The sequence below is a fragment of the Candidatus Poriferisodalis sp. genome (genome assembly GCF_965262965.1).
Lineage (GTDB): Bacteria > Actinomycetota > Acidimicrobiia > Acidimicrobiales > Poriferisodalaceae > Poriferisodalis.
This window is the reverse complement of record NZ_OZ253573.1, coordinates 374,895-396,592: the sequence shown is the minus strand read 5'-3', so window position 1 is coordinate 396,592 and position 21,698 is coordinate 374,895. Positions and strand designations below refer to the sequence as shown.

The window sequence follows — 21,698 nt, the reverse complement described above, 5'->3', positions numbered from 1 at the left end:
GAGACACCGAAACGACACAGGCGAACTCGACCAGACGGCTCCGACAATTACGCGCAGGTGGTGGTCTCGCCGCTTCGCCAAAGCAATAGTGAAATGGGACGCTAAAGCGGACAGGTGCCTCTCACGCGCATCTGCGACAGAAGACGACTTCACAGAGTGGAATCTGCGTCAGAAAGCGGACCGCAAACGAAAATTGGCTGACAATGCCCGCTGCTTGGTAGTCGACTGGCCCTGATTTTTCATGAGAATGCCGGTGTGGGTGTTCTGATGGTGTGAGTGGCGTGTTGGGGGTCTGTTCTTGGCTGGCGGTGAGCGGTTCGGGCTGTCGCCGCGTGGTGTGCGCGGTTGGGGGCTGGCGGCGGGTCAGGTGTGGGCGTGCTCAACAGGATCGAACAGATTCGCGTCCGGCGCGCCTCCGACCGTGCTGGCCGGCGACGCTTCGTCGTCCAGCCCGTGGCGTGCCTCGAGCGCTCGGAGTTCGCGGACCAGTTCGTCGTACTCCGAGTCAGGAATGGTGGGTGTATCGAGCTCGTAGTAGGCACGATTGTGGCCCTCCACCTGCCGGCGCAGTTCATGTGCGCGCTGCAGATCGGCATCGGCCGGGACGGTTGATGATTGGCTCATGACCACCAGTGCCCTCTGGGGGTGTGACATCTAAGTCAGGTCGCCGGCGGCGTGCCACTCGACCACAGTCGCCGCCGCGCATCTCGCATAAGCGAAAGCAGGGAAACAGCCCCTGACCTGCTGTTTTCTCCCCGCCGATAATAGACATTATGTAAAGTGGAGCAATCTTGGCGGGGTCGGCGCGATTCGCGGCGCGGTTCATGGCGCGATTGATACCGAAGTAGACGATTCTGACGATTAGGGCGTGATCGACCGTGTTCCGGGTGCCCAGAGCGAGTTGGGATAGCCCAGATGCGGATGCACAGGCGCGCATGGTCGATCTGCTGGCTTGCGGTTCGGGCCGGTTAGGCGGCGAGTTGCAGCGGGCTGGGGCTCTGGGAGTTGATGACGCTGGTTGGTGTTGTCCTTACCAGCGTTGGGACTGTCAGAATCTGACAGTCCCCCACCCCGACCGTCTCAGCGAGAACGCCGTGTCAGTCCTGAGACACCGAGCCGCCGCCCTCGACGGTGTGTCGTCGTTGTGTCCCTCGATCGAGGGCAGTCTTCTGTCAGAGCAGTCGTCGCAGCCTTGGGGGACCAGACCCTGCGCCCCGATGTCTCCTCCGCGGAGCTTGAGCGGGGCCGCCAGGGTGCTGTGGTGGTTGTGGGCGGTGCGGGCCCCGACACAAGCGAGGTCGGGCAGCGAGGCCCGCTAGCCGACTACCGGCCCGGCACAATGCGGGAATCCCCACCCCAGCAGACCGCTGCGCGCGTCGCTCTCGGTGCCGAGGTACGTCGCCCGCACGGCCGGGCCGGCCTGCACCTCGTCCGGGGTGCCCGCGCCATCAGCGCGACGCCGGACGCAGCGGCGCGTCCGCGGCGATTCCGAGACGCTCTGAGAAGCGGCCTCACATGGCCTGAATGCCGTTCCAGCTCGCCAGCACGGCGCAGGTGCCCACCACAGAGCGCTGTCGAGATGCCACTCGGACACCGTGCCGTCATCGCCGCGGACCGCGTCAACAATCCGGACGCGACAAGAGCCGCTCAGGACGTCAGGAACCCGACGGCGACGACAGTGTGCCGACACCCGCAGCGGGCCTACACGGGCGGAGCCGCAGCTTCCCCATTGTGCCAGCAGGCGAAGCTGCCGTCGGTCCGCAACCCACACCCGGTGATGAAGTGGCGGCCGCTCATGGCGGTGAACTTCCCCGACACAGGCCGATCGACGCTGAACAAGTCGTCGTCCGGTCCGGTATCCCAGCAGGCGAAGCTGCCGTCGGTCCGCAACCCGCACCCGCTACTGCCGTTGCCGCCCACGGCGGTGAACTTCCCCGACACCGCCGAAACTGTGCGGTCATCGTCGCTGCCCAACATTCCGGTAGAGCCTAGAAGCCAGCAGCTGAGGTTGCCGTCAGTTAGCACTCCACACCCGCGACTGCGAATGCTGACGCCCCGGACGCTGAGGGCGGTGAACTTCCCCGACACAGGCCGATCGTCGTTGGCCACAAGTGCGCGCTCCGCGTTCCAGCAGCTGAGGTTGCCGTCGGTCCGCAACCCGCACCCGTCCCATCCATCGCCCCACAGGGCAGTGAACTTCCCCGACACCGGCGGGTCGTAACGGGTTACGCCGTCCCACACCGGGTACCAGCAGGCGATGCTGCCGTCGACGCGCAACGCACACCCGTTGTCCCCGCCGCCGGACACGGCGGTGAATCCTGCGGGTTCGGTGTCGGTGTTGTCGGTTTCGGTTGCGGTGCGGGTGCCTGCGGTGGTGTCTCCGCTGGCGCGTCGTCCGACGAGTTCCGCGGTGGCCCAGCGGGTGACGCCGCCGAGGCGTGTCATGTCGCGACGGGCGATCTTCGCGGCGGGTACCGCGGCGATGCCGCCGAGCACATAGCCGCCCGACTCAGCGGCATCGAGACGTGTCTGCTGGCTGGCTGGCATCGCCCCGTCGCGGGGACCCGCCAGGATCACGCAGTCAGTTCCCACGACCCCGGCGAGGGTGACGGCGCTGTAGATATCCGACTGGGCTTTCGCATCGCCGCCCACCACGATCGGAGTGTCACCGGTGCAGTCCGACGCGATCCACGGCTCGGCACCGTCGAGAAACAGCCCCGGCGCTGAAACGTCGGCGGGTGCTGTCAGCGTCGTGTCGGGCGCAGCCGCGGGCTCAGGCTCGGTGCCGGCGGCGAGCGCAGCAGCTTCGCTGCCGACCTGCTGCGCGGTGGCCCAGCGGGTAGCGCCGCCGAGGCGTGTCATGTCGCGACCGGCGATCTTGGCTTCGGGCACCGCTGCCGTGCCGCCCACGACATACCCACCTTCGGCGGCGTCTTCGAGTCGTGCCCGCTGGGCGGCTGTCATGTCCCCGTCTCGTGGGCCCGCCAGGATCACGCAATCGGTGTCGAGCACCCCGGCGAGGGTGACAGCGCTGTAGCTGTCCGACTGCGCCTTCGCGTCAGCGCCCACCACGACGGGGATGCCACCGGCGCAATCCGATTCGGTCCACGGCTCAGCGCCGTCTACATAGGCGCCCGATGTCTGCGCCGACGCCGCAGCGGGCAGCATCAGCGGAGCCATGAGCAGCACGGCGACCGCGGCTGTGAGCAGCTTTCGGGGCATGGCGTGTCCCTCCAAACAGGATGTCCGCAAACGTTTGCGCGGTTAGCGGTGTGGCGGGGGGATAGTAAAGCGTGTTCGGGTTCGTCGGCGGAGTCCTGAGCAGGGTCGGTCGTTGCAGCGGATAGCAGGTCGGCGCAGGGGGGCGTCGCGTTCGCATGGGAGGTGGCGGCGGGGCCGGATCACAAGCGTCTCGGGGCGCGCCAGTTCCACGGCTGCTACCCGGTCGGCGATGACGAGATGTGGGGCGTCGTGCGGGCACCCTCAGCCACGCCGAACAAGCCACGGTCATCACGACCGCAGCGAGGCATGTCGCTTGGAGCCATCCCCGCCGGCGCTGCCACCCCCAGAATATGAACTCATGTCGCTTCTTTCAACGAGCGCAGAACGCGACTACCGGTGAGCGCTCACAACGGGGAGCCTGGGCTGACGGTGGCGGTGCCGTCCGGCACCCCAACAACCCGGAGACGACAAGACAGGCCAGCCGGCATACCCAAAGGCGACTCGAGGCGCGCCCATATATAAATGCGGTAGATTCGTGAGAAATCAGGCCTGCTGCCCAATATTTGCGTGGGCAACAGTGCATGCGCAAATGGGTCGAACTGAAACGACAAGTACGGTATTTCGCCGCGGCGGTTGCCCTGGTTCTGGGTGGCAGCTTCTTGGTGACGGTGCCCGCAGGGGCCGACGATTTCGGGGGCATCGGGCCAGGCGGCGGAGTGTTGAGCGACACCTCGCGCGAGCCATCCACCACCGACCACCGACCACGGGCCCGGCTCGGGCGGCGGCGAGGAACAGCCCACCGATAACGATCCGATTGAGGAACTGCAACCGGAGGGGCCGGTCGGCCCGGTTGGCGTTACCGGCGCGGCCACATATGAAGCCGTGTGGGTACCTGGAGAATTCGTCCCGGCGGCTGTCGAGGTCCTCTCCGACGGACCCGACGTTGAGCTGATCGAGTTCGAAACTGAGGATGGATCGGCGTTTGCTGCGCTGCTTGTGATCGACAGCCCCGAGGCGACTACCGAGTACCGATTCGAGAACGCCGTTCCTGATGGCCGCACCGCTGAATTGCTCGAGGACGGTTCGGTGAGGTTCTACGATCTCGACGGCAACGAATCGGGCGGCATCGGGGCGCCTTGGGCCCTGGACGCCAACGGCGCCGAAGTGCCCACAAGCTACGAGCTCGACGGCACAACTCTCGTTCAAACCGTCGATCACGAAGGTGCTGCTTACCCCGTAGTCGCCGACCCGGTGTGGTTTGCAGCCGTCGTCTTGGCGGTGCGGATCATGGCTCCCACAGCTGCGGCGGTACTGTCGCGTTGCGGCCCAGCGCAGTGCGTGGCGGTCGCTAGGGCCACCGGCGGTGCTGTCTACAATCACGCCAGACCCAGTGGCGGGTCATCTAGCGGCAGCCGCCCAGGAAATTCGTCGTCGTGCAATGCCAGAAACCGGACCGGATGCTGAACGGGGCGACGAAGCCTCGCATTGTTTCACGGTCTTGTGCCGTGGCACCTTGATTGCGGGAGTCGGTTGAGCCGATGGCACGGGTGACGGCGGCGTTGCGAAGGGTCCGCTGGTCTGACGGTCGTCCTGTGAGTTATCGGCAGGACCGTGTCGCGCTTGGCCTGCATCTGTGGTCCCAGGCATCGGGGATCACCGTGACGATCCTGTGGATTATGTCTTCGAGTTGGGCGGCGTGGTGGGTCCTGATTCCAGCGAGTATTGCGAACGGCGTCGGGTTCGAATTCGTGGCAAGGAACCGCTTGCGTCGGGCCGTGCTGCGGGTCGAAGCTCTCGGCAGTGCAGGCAAAGCACTGGTCAAGGTGGGTCCCGGGCACTGGGTCAACCAGCAGGTCAGCCGCCTCGACGACTGGGCGATTCGGGGTTGCGACCGCAAGGCGGAGGAGTTCCAGGCGCGAGCCGAGACGGCGAAGGCCAACGGCGATCAGAAATCCGCTGCCAAGTACCTGCGACGAGCTGAGCGTGAGCGCAAGTACAGCGGGTGGTGCAGGCGAATCTCCGAGGACTACCCCAACCCATTCTGAACGCAACTTGTCATCGAAACTGTCAGTGCCGCGGCTTGCGCAGCCCAGACAGTGCACCCGCTCGGCCCATGCAGCTAGCTCGGTAGTGAAGCAATGCCCGTGATAGTCGCCTATCTGGTCGCCGTGATGGCGACTGTCGGTCTAGCCGTCTTCGCGAGGCGGTTCTTGCTGCGACGCTGGAGGAACGCGACGCCCGTCAGTCGGGCGTAATCCTTGGGAAGCGGCTTTGGCACCTCCAGGGATACTGAAGTCGAGCGGGCAGGCGATGTGGCTCGCATCCTGGTATGTCAAGTTGACTATGTGCTGGTCCGGATCTCGCCACCGGGGAGACCATCTGGAGAAAGACTGATCCATGCGCAGTCCGATGGCCGAGGGTTCGACGAGGGAGTCTCGGTACTGGTGAGGGGGCTAGTGCTCTTCGGGCTGTGGTTGATCGGCGGCCGCGGCGGCTCGGCACGCTGGTGTTTCCCTGCTCGAGGCGTCAAAGCACCATGGTTGCCACCCCCGCACACGCCACATCTCGTACGCAGCGCGGAGATTGGTCGCGGGATCGAGCCACGCATCGCAGGGTGAGTCAGGTCGATGTCCGGTGCGGTGGACTTGTTCTTTGGCGTGGAAGCACCATTCAGCCGCCATGGTGGCTTTGGTTGCCCCGTCGCATTGCAAGCCTTCTGGTTCGATTCCGTCAGGCAACTGCCTGATGGCCGGAACACCGTTGAGGCCTTTGCCGGCCCAACAGGTTGCGTTGATTTGCAGCAGGCCCGAGTCGTTGGTCCTGGAGACGGCACGTTCGTTGCATAGGGACTCTCGCCAGATGATCGCCACAACGACATCGGGATCCCATTCCCCTGTGTCACGGATCTGGGCCCGGTATTGGTCGCAGGACAGGGGAACTCCCGGTGCGACTGTGCGGCGGAACTCCTGGCTGGGTTCGATGAGGTCATAGGCAGTTGCGATCGGCGAAACGGGCAGATTGGGATGCTCGACCACTGCATTGGTCTCCACTCCCCCTCTGCGAGGCGATGTCGGTTGCTCGGCGATGTCGACGATCAACGGCGGGGCCGTCACGTCACTGGTTCGCTCAGAAGCCGCCGAACCCGACGTGTCCCAGTGGATGGCTGGGGGCGCCGCATCGACGCCAGGCGAACGGATGACGCTCAGGGTCAACGGGACCAGCACGCCTGCAACGACACAGGCCGCCGCGACGGTGAGGACGCGTTTGGGATGTTGGGAGACAAACGTCATTGCCACGGGGGGATCGGCAAACGAGGCCGGAGCCTAGGGCGCTGGGGCCCCCAATCGTGGGCAGAGTCCGGGCACGCTGGGAACGGGAGGGGTAGCGTGAACGGGCGGAACTGGCGCGTTCTGAGCGCTGCCGGACCTGGCGTAAGCACATTGAGCTGAGCACTGCGGGGGCATGCCATGAGCACCGAGTACGACATTCACATCAAGGGCGGGACCGTCGTTGACGGCACCCGGGTGCCCCGCTACAAGGGCGACGTCTGGATCAAAGACGGCAAGGTGGCCCAGCTCGGCGGGCGTCCCGGCGGCACAGCGGAGCGGGTGATCGACGCCGCCGGCAGGATCGTCGCTCCTGGATTCGTGGATCTCCATACCCACTACGACGCCCAGATTCGCTGGGATCCGTGGTGCACCATCTCGGGCTATCACGGGGTGACGTCGGTGGTGCTGGGCAACTGCGGGTTCGGTTTCGCCCCGGTCAAGCCGGAGTTCCGGGATCGCTCCATGCTGACGATGACCCGTACCGAGGCGATTCCCTACGAGTCGATGCGATTGGGCATGGACTGGGACTGGGAGACCATTCCCGAGTACCTCGACTCGCTGGATCGTGCCCCCAAGGGCGTGAATGTCATCCAGTACATGCCGACGGCGTCGCTGATGACCTATGTCATGGGCTTGGAGAAGGCCAAGGCCGGCGAGCCAGCGTCAGAGGCCGAGCGCAAGGAAATGGCCCGGCTGCTGCACGAGGGCATGGACGCCGGGCTGTGCGGCTTTTCGATCCAGCGTCTCGGTCCCGACAGCGTCCAGGCCGACTTCGACGGCTCCCCCATGGTCACCGACATCATGTGCGACGAAGACATCTTGAACCTTGCACGGGTCCTGTCGGAGCGTGACGAGGGTTTCATCCAGATCACACAGGGCACCGGCGACATCCGGTCGGACATCAAGTTCCTCGAAGTGCTCGCGGCGACCGCACGACGGCCGATTCTGCACAACGTGGTGGCACCTGCGCGCAAGGACCCTGAAGTGCACCGGCGTCCCCTTCGCTGGATCGACAAGTGCTGGTCCCAGGAATTGCCGATCTATGCGCAGTGCGGAACGGGTCGAGCAGGCTTCGCCTTCACGCTCGAGCATTGGAACCTCTACGACGCCTCCCCCGCTTGGCGAACGGTCACGACGGGCACCAAGGAGGAGAAGATCGCCAAGATGGCCGACCCTGAGCTGCGCAAAGCGCTGGTGGACGAAGCCGAGGAGGCCGACCGTCGACTGCAGGTCATCCAGGCCGGTGTCGGCGGCAATCCCAAGAGTCTGGTGGTCCAGGGAGTCAACCGGCAGGCTGACATGCAAGCGTTTGTCGGTCGCTCCGTCGGCGATCTGGCAGAAGAACAGGGCAAGCACCCCATCGAGGTGATGCTGGATCTGTCCCTGCGGGGCGATCTCAACGTGGAATTCCTCGGACCAGACAAGGGGTCGAACGCCGAGTTCATGGGCGAGATGATGCAGTCGCCGTACGCCATTCCCGGTGTTTCCGACGGCGGTGCGCACACCAAGTTCTTCAGCGGCGGTTCCTACACCACTGACTTCCTGACATGGCTTGTCCGGGACGAGGGCGTGGTGACGCTGGAGGAAGCGCACTACCGCCTCTCCGCGTTGGCGGCTCATGCAGCCGGCTTCAAGGACCGAGGCACGCTGCGCGAGGGTGCCGCCGCCGATGTTGTCGTCTACGACATGGAAGAGCTTGAGATCGACCCGCCGTGGATCGGCAACGTCGAGCACGACCTGCCGGGCGGCGAGTGGCGCCGGGTCCAGCGGGCCAAGGGCTATGACCAGATCATCGTCAACGGCGAGATCACGTTCGAATCCGGCGAGTGCACGGGGGCGACGCCAGGCCGACTGCTGCGGCACGGCCGCGGTTGAGCGGTCGAGAGGGCGCCGTGCGGCTGCGCGGCTGAGCAGCCGGGTTGGCACGCTTGAGCAAGTGACGAATCACATCGAGAGGATCTCGAGATGAGCACCATTGACGCGGACAGCTACACCGGCCCGATGGAGGTCGACTTTCACTTCGACGTGATGTGCCCGTGGGCGTATCAGACGTCGCTGTGGATGAGAGACGTACGAGATCGACTTGGCCTGCAGGTCAACTGGAAGTTCTTCAGCCTCGAAGAGGTGAACCTGCGTGAAGGCAAGAAGCATCCGTGGGAACGTGATTGGAGCTACGGCTGGTCGATGATGCGGATCGGGGCAATCCTGCGCCGCGACTCCATGGACCTGCTCGACAAGTGGTACGCCGAATCGGGGCGCGCTCTGCACGTCGACGGCAATCGCCCCCACAACCCCGACGTTGCCCGGCACCTGTTGCGCGAGATCGGCGCCGATCCCGACGTTGTCGATGTGTCCATCTCCGATGAGACCACCCACGACGAGATCAAAGCCGAGCACCGGCGAGTGATCGACTCGGGTGGCTTCGGCGTTCCGACGCTCTTCTTCGACGACAAGGCCATCTTTGGTCCGGTGCTGCTCGAGCCCCCCACGGGCCATGCAGCGTTGCGGATGTGGGACCTCGTCGTGGGTTGGCTGGAGTTCCCGCGTTTGTACGAAGTGCAGCGGCCCAAGATGGCTGAAGACGAGCGTGCAATCTACGAGACGTTCAAGCCGTATTTGGAGGCCCGCGACTGGGTCAGCATCAATCGCGGCAAGGAAGTGGGATTCGACCCCCAAGCTGCCGGCTAGCGCCGAAGTGCCGCGCTCAGGCTGATTCTTTGTCGTCGGCGAGGAGGTCGCCGGCAGCTGCGAGGGCTCCCGCCATTGCAACTGCCCGTTTGTAGACGGCCTCGAAGTAGTGCTCGGCGACGGTCTCGCGCCCCGACAGCGGCGGTTTCCCGAGTGAGCGAACCGTGGACGTCGGATCGGCGGTGACAGTTATCCGTCGTGGCTTCTCGAACACCAGTGGCGACGCGGAGTCGGCGGTGACCTGCTCGTGCGCTTGGGATGCTTCCGACGATGCTGTTTTCCCGGAAGCGCCGGCTGACGGAGTGCCATCGGTGCCATTGCCCATCGCGCCGGCTGGATTCACTCGTCCGTGCCAGAACGACATGGCGGCTTCAGCAGCCTGACGCTGCTGGGCATCGTTGTCGTCGAGACGGCGCGTGCGCGATGTCTTGCGACGTCTGCGAGAGCTCATAGCGCTCCTCCCCCGCCGACCCCTGCGGCTGCGAGCTCGGACCGGACGGTGTCGGCATTCTCGAGGTCGTCAGCCAGGAGTGCGCCCGTGTCGATGCCGAGGGCGTGCCGCAGCTGCTCGGCGTCGAGATCGGCGATGGAGCTCGACTTCGGCAGCACCATGTCGGCGATGCGACGTTTGCCGGCGACCACCTCCTCGACTCGTTCGTCGACGGTTCCGGGACAGACCAGCCGGTGGCAGATGACGGTACGGGTTTGGCCGATGCGCCAAGCGCGATCACGCGCTTGGTCCTCTACGGCGGGATTCCACCATCGGTCATAGAGCACGACATGGCTTGCAGCGGTCAGATTCAAGCCGGTGCCGCCAGCTTTGAGCGACAACACCATGGCGCCCGGTCCCTGCTCAGTCTGGAACTTTTTCACCATGCGGTCCCGGGCCGTACGGCCGAGGCCGCCGTGGTAGCAGTCGATGTCATACCCGGTGTGCGTAGAGAGATAACCGGCCAGCCGTTCACCCCAGGTGGCGAAGTGCGTGAAGACCAGGGCCCGCTCCCCCGCGGCGAACACGGCTTCGAGAATCTCGTTGAGGCGGTCGAGCTTGCCGCTGCGGCCCTCGATCCGGATGTCATCGCTGTTGGGGCGGAAGTTGAGCGGGTGGTTGCAGATCTGTTTGAGGGCCGTGATCGCCGCCAGGACGGCACCCTTGCGTCTGTCGCCCGCCTGCTCGCTCTCGGCGGTGTCGACGATCAGCTGGTCGAGCACGGCCTGATACAGGCCGATCTGTTCGGGTGTCATGGCACAGTGCGCGAGCTCGTCGATGCGATCGGGAAGCTCTGCAGCGATCTGGGGCTCGGATTTCGTGCGCCGGAACACAAGCACGCCATTGAGCGCATGCAGCGCCGATTCTGCGGCGCCTCGGGCATCGCCAGGTCGTTGCAGCTGTGCGATGAAGGGCGTTCGGGTTCCCACCAATCCCGGATTGCAGAAGTCCATGATGGCCCACAGGTCGCCCAAGCCGTTCTCGATGGGAGTGCCTGTGAGCGCGAGACGGATGCGTGCATTGAGGCGTCGCAGCTGCTTGGCCGTCTCACTGGTGTGGTTCTTGATGACCTGCGCCTCGTCGACGACGATCCGGTCCCAGACGATGTCGGACAGAGCGTCGATATCGCGCACTGCTGTCCCGTACGTCGTGATCACGAGGTCGATCTCGTCGGCGCCAGCATCCGAGCCAGCATCGGGTCCGACCTCGCCGGAACCGTCTCCGTTGAGGCGGCCGTGCGAACCTCGCAACGACCGCGCCAGCTCTTGTGGAGCACGCCGTGACGGGCCGTGGTGAACCGCGACCTTCAAGCCAGGTGAGAAGCGCGCCGCTTCCGCGGCCCAATTTCCCACGACCGCCGGCGGAGCGATGACCAGTGCGGGGCCAGCGCTGTGATCTGCGGCCAGTCGTGCAAGCACGGTGGGCGTCTTGCCGAGCCCCATGTCGAGGGCGAGGCAGCCGCCGAGGCCAGCACTGTCGAGGAACTCGAGCCAGGCGACGGCCTCGGCCTGGTAGGTGCGCAACTCGCCGACGAAGCCGTCCGGAGAGCGCCGAGGCGCAGCCGGGATCGTCGTGGCTGCGCGCAGCAGGTCAGCAGCCCATCCACTGCCCGAGATGGTGATGCCCCCGCGTACTGCGGGACCCTCGAGGCCCAGTACTTGGCGAAGCATCTGTGAGCCGGTCAGCGCGTTGACACTGGCGCGCTCGGCCAGCGCGGCGGCAGCCTCTGCGAGGTCTGCGTGGTCGAGGGCGATCCACCTGCCCTTGTCACGCACGAGTGGCCGGGCTTGGGAGGCGAGATCGTGGATCTCGTCCATGCTCAGTTCCACATCGCCGAAGACCGCAGTCCAGCTCACCGCCGTGAGCTGCTGTGCGCCGAGTGCGCTGTCTCCCGTCTCCTGTGCAGTCAGTCGCAGCGACGGCGCGGGATGATCACGCGACAGATCTGGGACGCGCACACCGAAGCCGGCTGATTGCAGTGCCGGTCCGGTGACCGACATCAGCTCCCATGCCTCGTCCTGGCTCAGGATCACTTCGCCACGGCGCTTGCCGCCGGGGCGCATGAGAACGGGAAGCAGCCGTTCGAGCCGAGTGAGCTGGTCGCGTACCTCGGTGCGATGTGTACTCACGCCGCTCACCATCGCAACCTCGACGGGTTCGGGCGCGCCCTCAGGGCTGAGCGCGACAACCCGCAGATGCCATGCGCCTGCATCGTCAGGTTCGTCCAGATGAACGACGAGCGATTGTCGCGATGCGCTGGTCACCGGACGGGCCCACTGCTCGATTCGTCGCGCCAGGTCTGATCCGTGTGTGGCGGAACCAGTGAATCGCGTGCCGTTCAGATATGCGAGGAACGCCTCCGCCATCTCTGCGCGGCTACGGGGCTCGGGCGAGGCTGCCGGGACATCGAGCCGGCGTGCGGCGCTCGTCATGATCGCGTCGACCATGCCGACGAGTGCCGACTGGACGACCGTCCGAGGCTCGGTCTTGGGCTCTGATGCGGCGACCGCACCTGGCAGTGTCCCAACGAGTAGCTCGAACTGTTCGGTCTCGAGTGCCGCAGGCTGCCACTGAACCGAGAACTCGGCCGTGTCGGGTCGTTTGCGGTTGCGCCGCTTGCGTGTGCGGTGCAGTCGGGGAACTGCCCGGCCCCCAGCGACGAGCTCGACGGCGACGGTCGCCGCTGACCGCAGCCATGCCGCACTTGCACCGACGAGCTGGTCGGTATCGGAGTCATCGGCCGTCGAATCCACTGATTCGTTGCCGTGAAGCGACTCGTCGGCGGTCTGGGCCGATCCGGCATTCAATGCCGTCCGCGGCGTCTCGCCGGGTTCAGGTGGCCGCGGAACCGCGACCGGCCCGTCGAGCGCCACCAGCCAGCCCAAGATATCGCCGACATCGGCCACGAGGGCCTCAGCCGTGTGACCACCGGGGAGCTTGAGTCCGGGATGTGGTCGCCACACGCTGTCAGGAGCGCCTGATGCAGCGAGCCGGTCGATGATGCGCCCGGTGGTTTCGGGTTCGCTGCCAGCGCCAGCAGACCAGGCCACGATCCGACCTGGTTGCCACGACAGTTGCAGCGCCGCCGGTTCAGCCGGAGGTGTCGAGACGTCGGTGGCATGAGCGTGCGATTCGTGCGCTTGTGCGGGTTCGTCGGTCGATTCGGTCGCGTCGAGACCGGTCAGGCGATGGTAGGCATCGGCCAGTTCTGCGAGGTCTGTCTCGAAGTCCCGCACGACCTGTCGGCGCACGCCGCGGGGAAGCCGGCGTGCCAACGTCAGCGACTCCTCGGTCTGTTCGAGCAAGTCCAGCAGAACCCGTTCCCACCGCGTCGGATCGGTTTCGAGCGTTGCGACTTCCAGCAATCCCGCTGTTCGGTATGCCTCGGACCACACAAGTCGAGCAATTTCGTGCCACCGCATCGACGCCAACGCCGAGGTCATCGCTCCGTTGTCGCTGCCCGTCGGGCGCGCGGCAGCCGAACGCCCGTTGCGGGCTCTCGCGTCCGCGGTCGCGGCAGCGAGAGCCGCTCGCGCGGGTTGTGTCGCAGCACGTGTCAGTGAGTGTTCTTCGCTCATCGCGTCAAGTAGTCGACCGGGAGAGCAACTGCAACGTCCGCTCGAACTGCAATTGCGCTTCGTTCGAGCCGCCGATGCAGGACCCGCAGGGGACACTTGCTGCCCCGGTCCGTGGCCGAGACCGCGCGGTCGACGCGTGGCCATCGGTGTCAAGTGTTGAGGGTACTGGGCCCCGACGCCAGCACAACACATGCGAACAACGACCGGAATACTGAATGGTCTCCGCAGCTGATTCGCCCCATCTGATATGGGGAATCCCGTTGCCGTCATCGATCCCCCGTTTACCCTGCATCGGATGCGATGGTCTGATTCGTTCATTCCCACGCTGCGCGAGCCGCCCGCAGACGCCGAAGCCGCCAGCCATCGACTGCTTGTTCGCGCCGGTTTCGTCCGCCAGCTGCACTCGGGCCACTACAGCTTGCTGCCGCTGGGGCTGCGCGTTCACCGCAGAGTGGCGGACATCGTCCGAGCCGAGATGGACGCCATCGGTGCTCAGGAGTTCTTGCTCCCCGCGATGCACCCGGCGGCGCTGTGGCAGCGCAGCGGCCGGTGGGACGTGATGGGTGCGGAGATGTTCCGCCTGCGAGACCGAAACGACGTCGACATCGTGTTGGGCATGACCCACGAGGAAGTCTTCGCCTTGTTGGCTGCGGAGATGAGTTCGTACCGGGAGCTGCCTCAGACGTGGTATCAGATCCAGACGAAATTTCGCGACGAGCCCAGACCCAAGAGCGGCTTGCTGCGGGTTCGAGAGTTCGCAATGAAGGACTCGTACAGCTTCGACATCGACGAAGCCGGTCTCGACGCCTCGTTCGAGATACACCGCGAGGCGTACGTGCGGATCTTCGGGCGGCTCGGGCTCGACGCCATGGCTGTGGAGGCCTCTTCGGGCGCCATGGGCGGCTCTGCCAGCGTCGAATTCATGGTTGCCTCGCCTGCGGGCGAGGACGACGTTGCTCGCTGCGGAGCGTGCGGTTACCGAGCCAATGTCGAGCGAGCGCGCGCGGCGGTGCCCCCGATCGACGATCCGCCGTCGGGCTCCGCCCCTGAGCGATTCCCCACCCCTGGCGTGCGCACCATCGCTCAGCTCAGCGACTTCGACGGCGGCGCTCGGGCCGGACGGCAGATCAAGACGATGGTGATGGTGCTCGACGACGAGGTCACCCTCGTTGCGTTGCGGGGTGACCACCAGCTGAACCTTCAGAAGCTCGCGGATCACACCGGTGCCACTGACATCCGGCCGGCGTCGGCCGCCGAGACCGTCGCCGAGCTCGGCGCCAACCCAGGAAGCCTGGGAGCAGTCGGCGTCGATCACCTGCCGGTCTATGCCGACGAAGCCTTGCGAGGGCGACGGTCGATGACGACGGGAGCCAACTCCGACGACTGGCACTATCGAGGTGTCGACGTCGGACGTGATCTGATCGACCCGCGCTGGGCGGATCTGCGTGGGGTGTCGGCGGGTGAAGCGTGCATCGAGTGCGGAGGGACCCTGGAGATTGTCCGCTGCATCGAAGCCGGTCACATCTTCAAGCTCGGGCGCCGGTACGCCGAGGCAATGGGCGTGTCAGTGCTCGACGCCGACGGCATTGCACGCACGCCGATCATGGGTAGCTACGGCATCGGTATCGGCCGCGCGATGGCAGCCGTGGCCGAGACACACTACGACGATCGCGGACTGTGCTGGCCCGTGGGTGTCGCGCCGTTCGACGTCGTCGTGACGGTGCTTGATCCCGCCGACCCGGCGCAGTCGAGCGCCAGCGAGGTGTTGTACAGCGAATTGCAGCGCCGGAACATCGACTGCCTCTATGACGACCGCGTACTCCGCCCCGGAGTGAAGCTGGCGGACGCAGAATTGGTGGGCATCCCGTATCGAGTGACCGTCGGAGCACGTAGCCTCGCGCAGGGGAATCTGGAGCTGACCGAACGCTCGACCGGCGAGACGCAAATGATCGAAGTCGGCGAGGCCCCAGAACTCGTGGTCGCCGTCGTGACCGCAGCATCGCTGTAGAGAACGCCGCGTTACGTGGCGCTGCGCTGAAGCGGGCCGTCGTGGGCGCAATGGATTGCGCGGCGATGACGCCCTTTGAGCAAGGTTCGTGATACCGTAACCGTCTGTACCGTTGTGCGGCACAGTTCCACAATGCGGAACAGGAAGCACAGTATCTGAAGGCGGGTCAGGTCGAGAGCGGCTTGGCTTGGCGATGACGAGGGGGCGGGGCATGGCCGACACGTCAACACTCGGCACAACCGATGCCGACGTCGAAGAAGAGATCGACCTTTCGAAACTCGACGACGATGACCTCATCGCCCAGATGCACGACGATCTGTACGACGGCCTCGGGCCGGAAATCGTGGAAGGCACCAACCTGCTTCTGGGCCGCGGCTGGGGGGCTGACAAGGTGCTCAACGAGGCACTCGTTGAGGCCATGCGCATCGTCGGCATCGATTTCCGGGACGGCATCCTCTTCGTGCCCGAAGTGCTTCTCGCGGCGAATGCAATGAAGGCCGGCATGGCGATTCTCCGTCCGTTGCTTGCCGAGACTGGTGCGGAGCCCATCGGCAAGATCGTCATCGGCACCGTGAAGGGCGACATCCACGACATCGGCAAGAACCTCGTCGGGATGATGCTCGAAGGAGCCGGCTTCGAAGTCGTGGACTTGGGCATCAACACCGATGTCGATCAGTTCCTCGCGGCCCTCGACGAGCACCGACCCGACATCTTGGGCATGTCGGCGCTGCTCACCACGACGATGCCGTACATGAAGGTGGTGGTCGACACCCTTATCGAGAAGGGCTTGCGTGACGACTACCTGGTGATCGTGGGCGGGGCGCCGTTGAACCAGGAGTTCGGTGACGCGGTGGGCGCGGATGCCTACTGTCGCGACGCTGCCGTCGCCTCCGAGACCGCCACCGATCTGATCCGGGCGCGCCGCGCCGCTGCTGCCTGAGGTGACGTCAGTGAACGCGCCGCCGGCGACGAGCCCCGAGGCCCGAGGTGACGTCGAGCGCATCCTGGTCCTCGGCTGCGGCGCGTTGGTCAACGAGATGCAGGCGGTGGTGCGCCACCACGGTCTCGTCAACGTCGATGTGGAGTGTCTGCCCGCCAAACTGCACAACCGCCCCGCACTGATTGCCGGGGCTGTCCGCGAGCGGCTGGCGCGACTCGGCGAGCAGGGCAAGTCGTACGCACAGATCCTGCTGGGATACGCCGACTGCGGAACTGCCGGAGCGCTCGAGAAGCTCTGCGAGGAGTTTGCCGCTGCCCACGCAGCCGGCGACGGACCGCCGATGTCGATGATGCCGGGAGCGCACTGCTACGAGTTCTTCGCAGGCGCAGGCCGGTTCGCCTCGATGCACGATGCCGAGCCCGCAACCTTCTACCTGACCGACTACCTCGCACGTCACTTCGACCTGCTGGTGTGGAAGGGCTTGGGCATCGAGGCACACCCCGAGCTCGCGGAGATGTACTTCGGCAACTACGAGCGGGTTGTTCTGCTGACCCAGACGTCCGATGGGACGCAACGAGTCCGCGTCGAGGCATGTGCACGAGCGGGTGCCGAGCGCCTCGGCCTTCCGCTGGTGATCGTCGAGACGGGCTACGGCGAGCTTCTCGACACCATGGTGAGCGTCGCGGCACCGTCTCGACGCGGGCGCGTCGAGGTGCTCTCATGACCGACACCGTCATCAGCTCCGCCACTCGTGAGGTTGTCATCGGCTTCGATCGGCCGTTCGTGATGATCGGTGAACGCATCAACCCGACAGGCCGCAAGCTGCTCGCAGAAGAAATGCGAGCGGGCGACTTCAGCCGGGTGGAGGCCGACGCCCTTGCGCAGGTTGCCGCTGGTGCTCAGATGCTCGACGTGAATGCGGGTGTGCCGCTTGCTGACGAACCGGCTCTGCTGGCGTCGGCGGTGAAGCTGGTGCAGTCGGTGACCGATGTGCCGCTCAGTATCGACTCGTCCGTGATCGAGGCGCTCGAGGCCGGAGTGGATGCCTACGTCGGCAAGCCGCTCATCAACTCTGTGACCGGCGAGGCTGAAGTGATGGAACGCGTGCTGCCGCTGGTGGCGCGCGCCGGTGCTGCGGTCGTGGCCATCTCCAATGACGAGACTGGCATCAGCACCGATCCTGATGTCCGTTTCGAGGTGGCACGCCGCATCGTCAACGCTGCTTCGGACTACGGCATTCCCGCGCATGACGTCGTGGTGGATCCTCTCGTGATGCCGATCGGCGCGATGGCAACAGCAGGTCGTCAGGTCTTCCACCTGGTGCGTCGCCTGCGAGTCGAGCTGGGCGTGAACACCACGTGCGGTGCGTCCAACGTCAGCTTCGGCCTGCCGAATCGCAACGTCATCACCGGCACGTACCTGGCAATGGCCATCGGAGCCGGAATGACATCGGCCATCATGAACCCGCTCCACGCCGAAGTGAAGGCTGCGGTGATGGCGGCCGACGTACTCGCCGGCAACGATCAGAACTGCGCAGCATGGATTGCGGAGCACCGGGACCGGAGCACTCTGGGGGCCGACCGCAGAGCGTCGGGAGGCACTGCGCCGGGTGAGCGGCCGCGGCGTCGTGGTGGCCGCCGGGCGCTCACCGGATAGCGAGGCCCTGGCGATGACGCCGGGATCGAGCGCTCGGAAACCACATGTCGTATTCACGCCATCGGGGCGTTCGGGCGCCGTCGCGGAAGGCACCACGGTGCTCGATGCGGCCCGGGTGCTTGGCGTGGACCTCGACAGCGTGTGCGGAGGACGCGGCATCTGCGGCCGGTGCCAAGTCGTGCCCTCGCTGGGATCGTTCCCCAAGTGGGCAATCGAAGCCACAGCGGACGCTCTCAGCCCGTCGAATGAGACTGAAGCTGCCTATGCGGGCCGCCGGCCATTGACCTCGACGGCACGACTGGGTTGCCAAGCCGCGATTCGCTCCGATGCCGTGCTCGACGTTCCCCCGCAGAGCCAGCTGCACGGTCCGGTGGTGCGCAAGTCGATCGATGTCGGCGACATCGTGCTGGACCCGATGACCACACTGCATGCGGTCACCATTCCCGCGCCAACGCTGGATGAGCGCCGTGGACTCGCTCAGATCGTCATTGAGCAGCTGTGCGCCGAATGGAGCGTCGCAGTCGGCGGCACGCTGCCGTGCGCGCTCGTGGGACTTCATCGCGCTGTTGCAGCGGGCGATGGTCTCATCACAGCCGCAGTGCGCTGGAGCGGCACGGAACCGTTGGACCGCACCGGCTCGCTGGCGGCGGTATGGCCGGGTGTGGTGACCACGGCTCTGGGAATCGCCGTCGACATCGGATCCACCACGGTGGCCGGTCATCTCACCGATCTGCAGACTGGCGAGGTACTGGCTTCGGCGGGACGCATGAATCCTCAGATCCGGCTCGGCGAGGACCTGATGAGCCGGGTGTCGTACGTGATGATGAACGTCGGCGGCGATGCGGAGCTCACTGCGCTTGTGCGCGATGCGCTCGCCGAGCTCGTGGTCGAACTGTGCACCGATGCCGAGGCGGATCCCGAAATGGTGGTCGAAGTGGTCCTCGTCGGGAATCCGATCATGATCCACATCGCCCTGGGCATCGATCCCACACCGTTGGGGCAGGCGCCGTTCACGCTCGCGACCGATTCCGCAGTAGAAATCGAAGGTCCCCAGCTTGGGCTTGCGTGCCCGGCGGCACGCGTGTACGTCGGGCCCGCCATTGCGGGGCACGTGGGCGCCGACACCGCCGCTGCGGTTCTCGCCGGTGGCCCTCATCGCAGCGACGAGATCACGCTGCTGGTCGACGTCGGCACTAATGCCGAGATCGTGTTGGGAAGCTCGGCGGGCTTGTGGGCTGCGTCGAGTCCGACAGGGCCCGCGTTCGAAGGAGCACAGATCAGCTGCGGGCTGCGGGCCACTCCTGGGGCGATCGAGCGCGTGCGCATCGACCCGCAGACCTGGGCGCCGCGTTTCCGGGTGATCGGCTGCGACCTATGGTCCGACGATCCCGGATTCGACGATGCCGTCGAACGCACAGTGGCTGTCGGCTCGCGCTCCGCGGCCGCCGGTGTCACGGGCATTTGTGGCTCGGGCATCATCGAAGTGATCGCTGAGATGTTCCTTGCCGGAGTGCTTTCTGCTGAGGGAGTCATCGCTGCGCCGCCAGCATGCGACGAGCGCTCGGCGCGGGTGATCGCCGACGGCCGCACGTTCTCCTATGTGGTCTACGAACCGCCCCCCCATAGGGATGGTCCGACCATCACGGTCACTCAGAACGACGTCCGGGCAGTGCAGCTCGCCAAAGCGGCGTTGCGTGCAGGCATCGATCTACTGTGCGAGCGTGCCGACATCAGGGCTCCCCAGCAGGTCCAGCTGGCGGGGGCATTCGGTGCCCACATCGACCCGGTGCGCGCCATGGTTCTGGGCTTGATCGGTGACTGCGATCCCGAAGCGGTGCGCTCGGTAGGCAATGCAGCCGGGACGGGGGCCGTGCGTGCGCTGCTCTCGGGTTCCCAGCGTGCCGAGATGGAGTCCGTCGTCAGCGAGATCCGCAAGATCGAGACAGCAACCGAGCCGCGATTTCAGGAGCTGTTCGTGGCTGCGATGGCGCTCCCCCATGCGACAGCGCCGAATCCGCTGCTTGGGGCTGAAATTGAACTACCCGAGCGCACTGTTGCGCACGGCACTGATGCGCGCAGGCCCTCCGACACAGGCGCCCGACGACGCCCCCGACACCGGCGGAGCCGGTGATGCGCAAGCGAGTCGGCCCCAATGCCACCAACATCAGGCGGCAAGGCCCGGTACACAACATCGAAGACAAGACGATGCAAACCAATGAGTGAGCGAAAATGAGCGAGCGGACACGACGACGAGGAGGCGGCCGGGCGGCCCGCCAGGCCCTGCGGGCGGCCAGTGACGACGTCACGCACACCCACCTGACCCGCAAGTTGGCGCCAGTGAGTGTGCTGGACGAAGAAGGCTTGGCCCAGATCGAGGCAAACGCGGAGACGATCCTGTCCGAGGTGGGCATCGCCTTTCAGGAATTCCCCCGTGCCTTGGAGCTATGGCGCGACGCGGGTGCCGATGTGGACGGGGAGCTCGTCCGCTTTCCACGCGGTCTGTGCCGGCAGATTGTCCAGGACAACGCGCCCTCGGAATACATTCAGCACGCCCGCAACCCGGCTCGATCCGTGCCGATCGGCGGCGATGCGACGGTGTTCGCCCCGAATTACGGATCGCCGTTCGTGACCGACCTCGACGAGGGCCGTCGCTACGCCACGCTCGAGGACTTCGAGAACGTGGTGAAGCTGACGTGGATGCTCCCGCACCTGCACCACAGCGGCGGCACCGTGTGCGAGCCGGTGGATGTGCCGGTGAACAAGCGCCACCTCGACATGGTGTATTCCCATCTGCGGTACAGCGACAAGCCGCTCATGGGCTCGGTCACAGCGGCCAAGCGAGCAGAGGATTCGGTTGAGCTGTGCCGAATCGCGTTCGGCGGCGATCTGGGCGATCGCACCGTGCTCACCAGCCTCATCAATGCGTCGTCGCCCCTGCGCTGGGATGCCACCATGCTCGGTGCAGCGGAGGTCTACGCGCGGCACAACCAGGCGTGCGTCATCTCGCCGTTCGTCCTGGCGGGGGCGATGTCGCCGGTCACCGTGGCTGCACTGGCGGCACAGTGCCTGGCCGAGGCGCTGTCGGGCATGGCGTTGTGCCAACTGGTGCGCCCGGGTGCGCCGGTGATCTTCGGAACCTTCGCCTCGTCGATGTCGATGGCGACCGGAGCCCCGACGTTCGGCACGCCCGAAGCAGGTCTGGCCATCTATGTCATGGCGGAGCTCGCCCGGCGCCTGGGCATGCCGTTTCGTTCAGGCGGGCAATTCACGTCGTCCAAGGCTCCCGATGCCCAGGCGGCGTACGAATCGGCATCCACGCTGTTGCCCACGATGGCAGCGGGCGTGAACTTCGTGCTTCACGCAGCGGGATGGCTCGAGGGCGGCCTGGCGCTGAGCTACGAGAAACTCATCATGGACGCCGACCAGCTCGGAATGATGGAGGTCTACGCCAAAGGCATCGACATGTCCCCCAACGGGCAGGCCGTCGAAGCGTTCCTCACGAATCCTCACGGGAACCATTTCCTGGGTCACCCGCACACGTTGGAGAATTTCGAGTCGGCCTTCTACCAGTCCTCCATCGCAGACAACAACAGCTTCGAACGTTGGTCCGACGACGGCTCGCACGATGCGGCCCAACGCGCCAATGCGCTGTGGAAGCAGATGCTGGCGGACTACGAAGCTCCTCCGATCGACGACGCCATCGACGAAGAACTCCGCGACTACATCGCCCGCCGCAAAGCAGAAGAGCCCGACGCTCTGGTGTAGGGCGCGTCGGTCACTCGACTCG

General features: G+C 65.7%; 15 protein-coding genes. 10 read left to right on the top strand and 5 right to left on the bottom strand.

Features of this window, described 5'->3' with window-relative positions; all coding sequences use genetic code 11:
- Nucleotides 1-363: 363 nt before the first annotated feature.
- Nucleotides 364-624: a DNA ligase LigA-related protein gene (locus tag ACQY5K_RS01915; protein ID WP_428119563.1), complete on the bottom strand. Its 261-nt coding sequence runs from the start codon at nt 622-624 to the stop codon at nt 364-366.
- Between the two features lie 1,077 nt (nt 625-1,701).
- A complete protein-coding gene (locus tag ACQY5K_RS01910) occupies nt 1,702-3,222 on the bottom strand; it encodes a hypothetical protein (RefSeq protein ID WP_428119561.1) in 1,521 nt (506 codons plus the stop codon).
- An 882-nt stretch (nt 3,223-4,104) separates the two neighbouring features.
- Between ACQY5K_RS01910 and ACQY5K_RS01905 the strand changes: the two genes are divergently transcribed.
- Together ACQY5K_RS01905 and ACQY5K_RS01900 are read left to right on the top strand one after the other, a co-directional pair.
- Entirely contained in the window at nt 4,105-4,686 is a 582-nt protein-coding gene (locus ACQY5K_RS01905; RefSeq protein ID WP_428119559.1) for a hypothetical protein, read from the top strand.
- Nucleotides 4,687-4,760: 74 nt separating this feature from the next.
- Nucleotides 4,761-5,267 (top strand): hypothetical protein, encoded by a 507-nt coding sequence (locus ACQY5K_RS01900; protein WP_419923227.1) that lies wholly within the window; start codon nt 4,761-4,763, stop codon nt 5,265-5,267.
- Nucleotides 5,268-5,675: 408 nt separating this feature from the next.
- Here ACQY5K_RS01900 and ACQY5K_RS01895 read toward each other — a convergent pair whose 3' ends face one another.
- Nucleotides 5,676-6,512, bottom strand: coding sequence for a transglycosylase SLT domain-containing protein (locus tag ACQY5K_RS01895; protein ID WP_428122824.1), 837 nt, complete (start codon nt 6,510-6,512; stop codon nt 5,676-5,678).
- Nucleotides 6,513-6,689: 177 nt separating this feature from the next.
- Here ACQY5K_RS01895 and ACQY5K_RS01890 point away from each other — a divergent pair, with 177 nt between their 5' ends.
- Entirely contained in the window at nt 6,690-8,426 is a 1,737-nt protein-coding gene (locus ACQY5K_RS01890; RefSeq protein ID WP_428119557.1) for an N-acyl-D-amino-acid deacylase family protein, read from the top strand.
- Nucleotides 8,427-8,516: 90 nt separating this feature from the next.
- Entirely contained in the window at nt 8,517-9,239 is a 723-nt protein-coding gene (locus ACQY5K_RS01885) for a DsbA family protein (RefSeq protein ID WP_428119555.1), read from the top strand.
- Nucleotides 9,240-9,255: 16 nt separating this feature from the next.
- On the opposite strand, the gene ACQY5K_RS01880 is transcribed toward ACQY5K_RS01885, so the two are convergent.
- Both ACQY5K_RS01880 and ACQY5K_RS01875 read right to left on the bottom strand, forming a co-directional pair.
- Entirely contained in the window at nt 9,256-9,690 is a 435-nt protein-coding gene (locus ACQY5K_RS01880; protein WP_428119553.1) for a hypothetical protein, read from the bottom strand.
- Nucleotides 9,687-13,307, bottom strand: a complete 3,621-nt coding sequence (locus tag ACQY5K_RS01875; RefSeq protein ID WP_428119551.1) for a DEAD/DEAH box helicase — start codon at nt 13,305-13,307, stop codon at nt 9,687-9,689. The genes ACQY5K_RS01880 and ACQY5K_RS01875 overlap by 4 nt, the downstream gene beginning before the upstream one ends.
- 286 nt (nt 13,308-13,593) lie before the next feature.
- On the opposite strand from ACQY5K_RS01875, the gene ACQY5K_RS01870 reads away from it, so the two are divergent.
- From ACQY5K_RS01870 to ACQY5K_RS01845, 6 genes are all read left to right on the top strand, one after another.
- Nucleotides 13,594-15,315: a proline--tRNA ligase gene (locus tag ACQY5K_RS01870; RefSeq protein ID WP_428122822.1), complete on the top strand. Its 1,722-nt coding sequence runs from the start codon at nt 13,594-13,596 to the stop codon at nt 15,313-15,315.
- Between the two features lie 211 nt (nt 15,316-15,526).
- Nucleotides 15,527-16,255 (top strand): corrinoid protein, encoded by a 729-nt coding sequence (locus ACQY5K_RS01865; protein WP_419923221.1) that lies wholly within the window; start codon nt 15,527-15,529, stop codon nt 16,253-16,255.
- Between the two features lie 10 nt (nt 16,256-16,265).
- Nucleotides 16,266-16,979 (top strand): DUF1638 domain-containing protein, encoded by a 714-nt coding sequence (locus ACQY5K_RS01860; protein WP_419923220.1) that lies wholly within the window; start codon nt 16,266-16,268, stop codon nt 16,977-16,979.
- Nucleotides 16,976-17,911, top strand: a complete 936-nt coding sequence (locus ACQY5K_RS01855; protein WP_428119549.1) for a dihydropteroate synthase — start codon at nt 16,976-16,978, stop codon at nt 17,909-17,911. The genes ACQY5K_RS01860 and ACQY5K_RS01855 overlap by 4 nt, the downstream gene beginning before the upstream one ends.
- Entirely contained in the window at nt 17,865-20,042 is a 2,178-nt protein-coding gene (locus ACQY5K_RS01850) for an ASKHA domain-containing protein (RefSeq protein ID WP_428119547.1), read from the top strand. Before ACQY5K_RS01855 ends, ACQY5K_RS01850 begins: the two co-directional genes overlap by 47 nt.
- Before the next feature lie 98 nt (nt 20,043-20,140).
- Nucleotides 20,141-21,676, top strand: a complete 1,536-nt coding sequence (locus tag ACQY5K_RS01845) for a trimethylamine methyltransferase family protein (RefSeq protein WP_428119545.1) — start codon at nt 20,141-20,143, stop codon at nt 21,674-21,676.
- Nucleotides 21,677-21,698 lie beyond the last annotated feature (22 nt).

Excerpts from the sequence above, each read along its gene's own strand:
- ACQY5K_RS01910 (WP_428119561.1), bottom strand. The coding sequence starts at position 3,222 with ATGCCCCGAAAGCTGCTCACAGCCGCGGTCGCCGTGCTGCTCATGGCT.
- ACQY5K_RS01845 (WP_428119545.1), top strand. The coding sequence starts at position 20,141 with ATGAGCGAGCGGACACGACGACGAGGAGGCGGCCGGGCGGCCCGCCAG.
- ACQY5K_RS01865 (WP_419923221.1), top strand. The coding sequence starts at position 15,527 with ATGGCCGACACGTCAACACTCGGCACAACCGATGCCGACGTCGAAGAA.
- ACQY5K_RS01900 (WP_419923227.1), top strand. The coding sequence starts at position 4,761 with ATGGCACGGGTGACGGCGGCGTTGCGAAGGGTCCGCTGGTCTGACGGT.
- ACQY5K_RS01855 (WP_428119549.1), top strand. The coding sequence starts at position 16,976 with ATGACCGACACCGTCATCAGCTCCGCCACTCGTGAGGTTGTCATCGGC.
- ACQY5K_RS01890 (WP_428119557.1), top strand. The coding sequence starts at position 6,690 with ATGAGCACCGAGTACGACATTCACATCAAGGGCGGGACCGTCGTTGAC.
- ACQY5K_RS01915 (WP_428119563.1), bottom strand. The coding sequence starts at position 624 with ATGAGCCAATCATCAACCGTCCCGGCCGATGCCGATCTGCAGCGCGCA.
- ACQY5K_RS01880 (WP_428119553.1), bottom strand. The coding sequence starts at position 9,690 with ATGAGCTCTCGCAGACGTCGCAAGACATCGCGCACGCGCCGTCTCGAC.
- ACQY5K_RS01885 (WP_428119555.1), top strand. The coding sequence starts at position 8,517 with ATGAGCACCATTGACGCGGACAGCTACACCGGCCCGATGGAGGTCGAC.
- ACQY5K_RS01875 (WP_428119551.1), bottom strand. The coding sequence starts at position 13,307 with ATGAGCGAAGAACACTCACTGACACGTGCTGCGACACAACCCGCGCGA.
- ACQY5K_RS01895 (WP_428122824.1), bottom strand. The coding sequence starts at position 6,512 with ATGACGTTTGTCTCCCAACATCCCAAACGCGTCCTCACCGTCGCGGCG.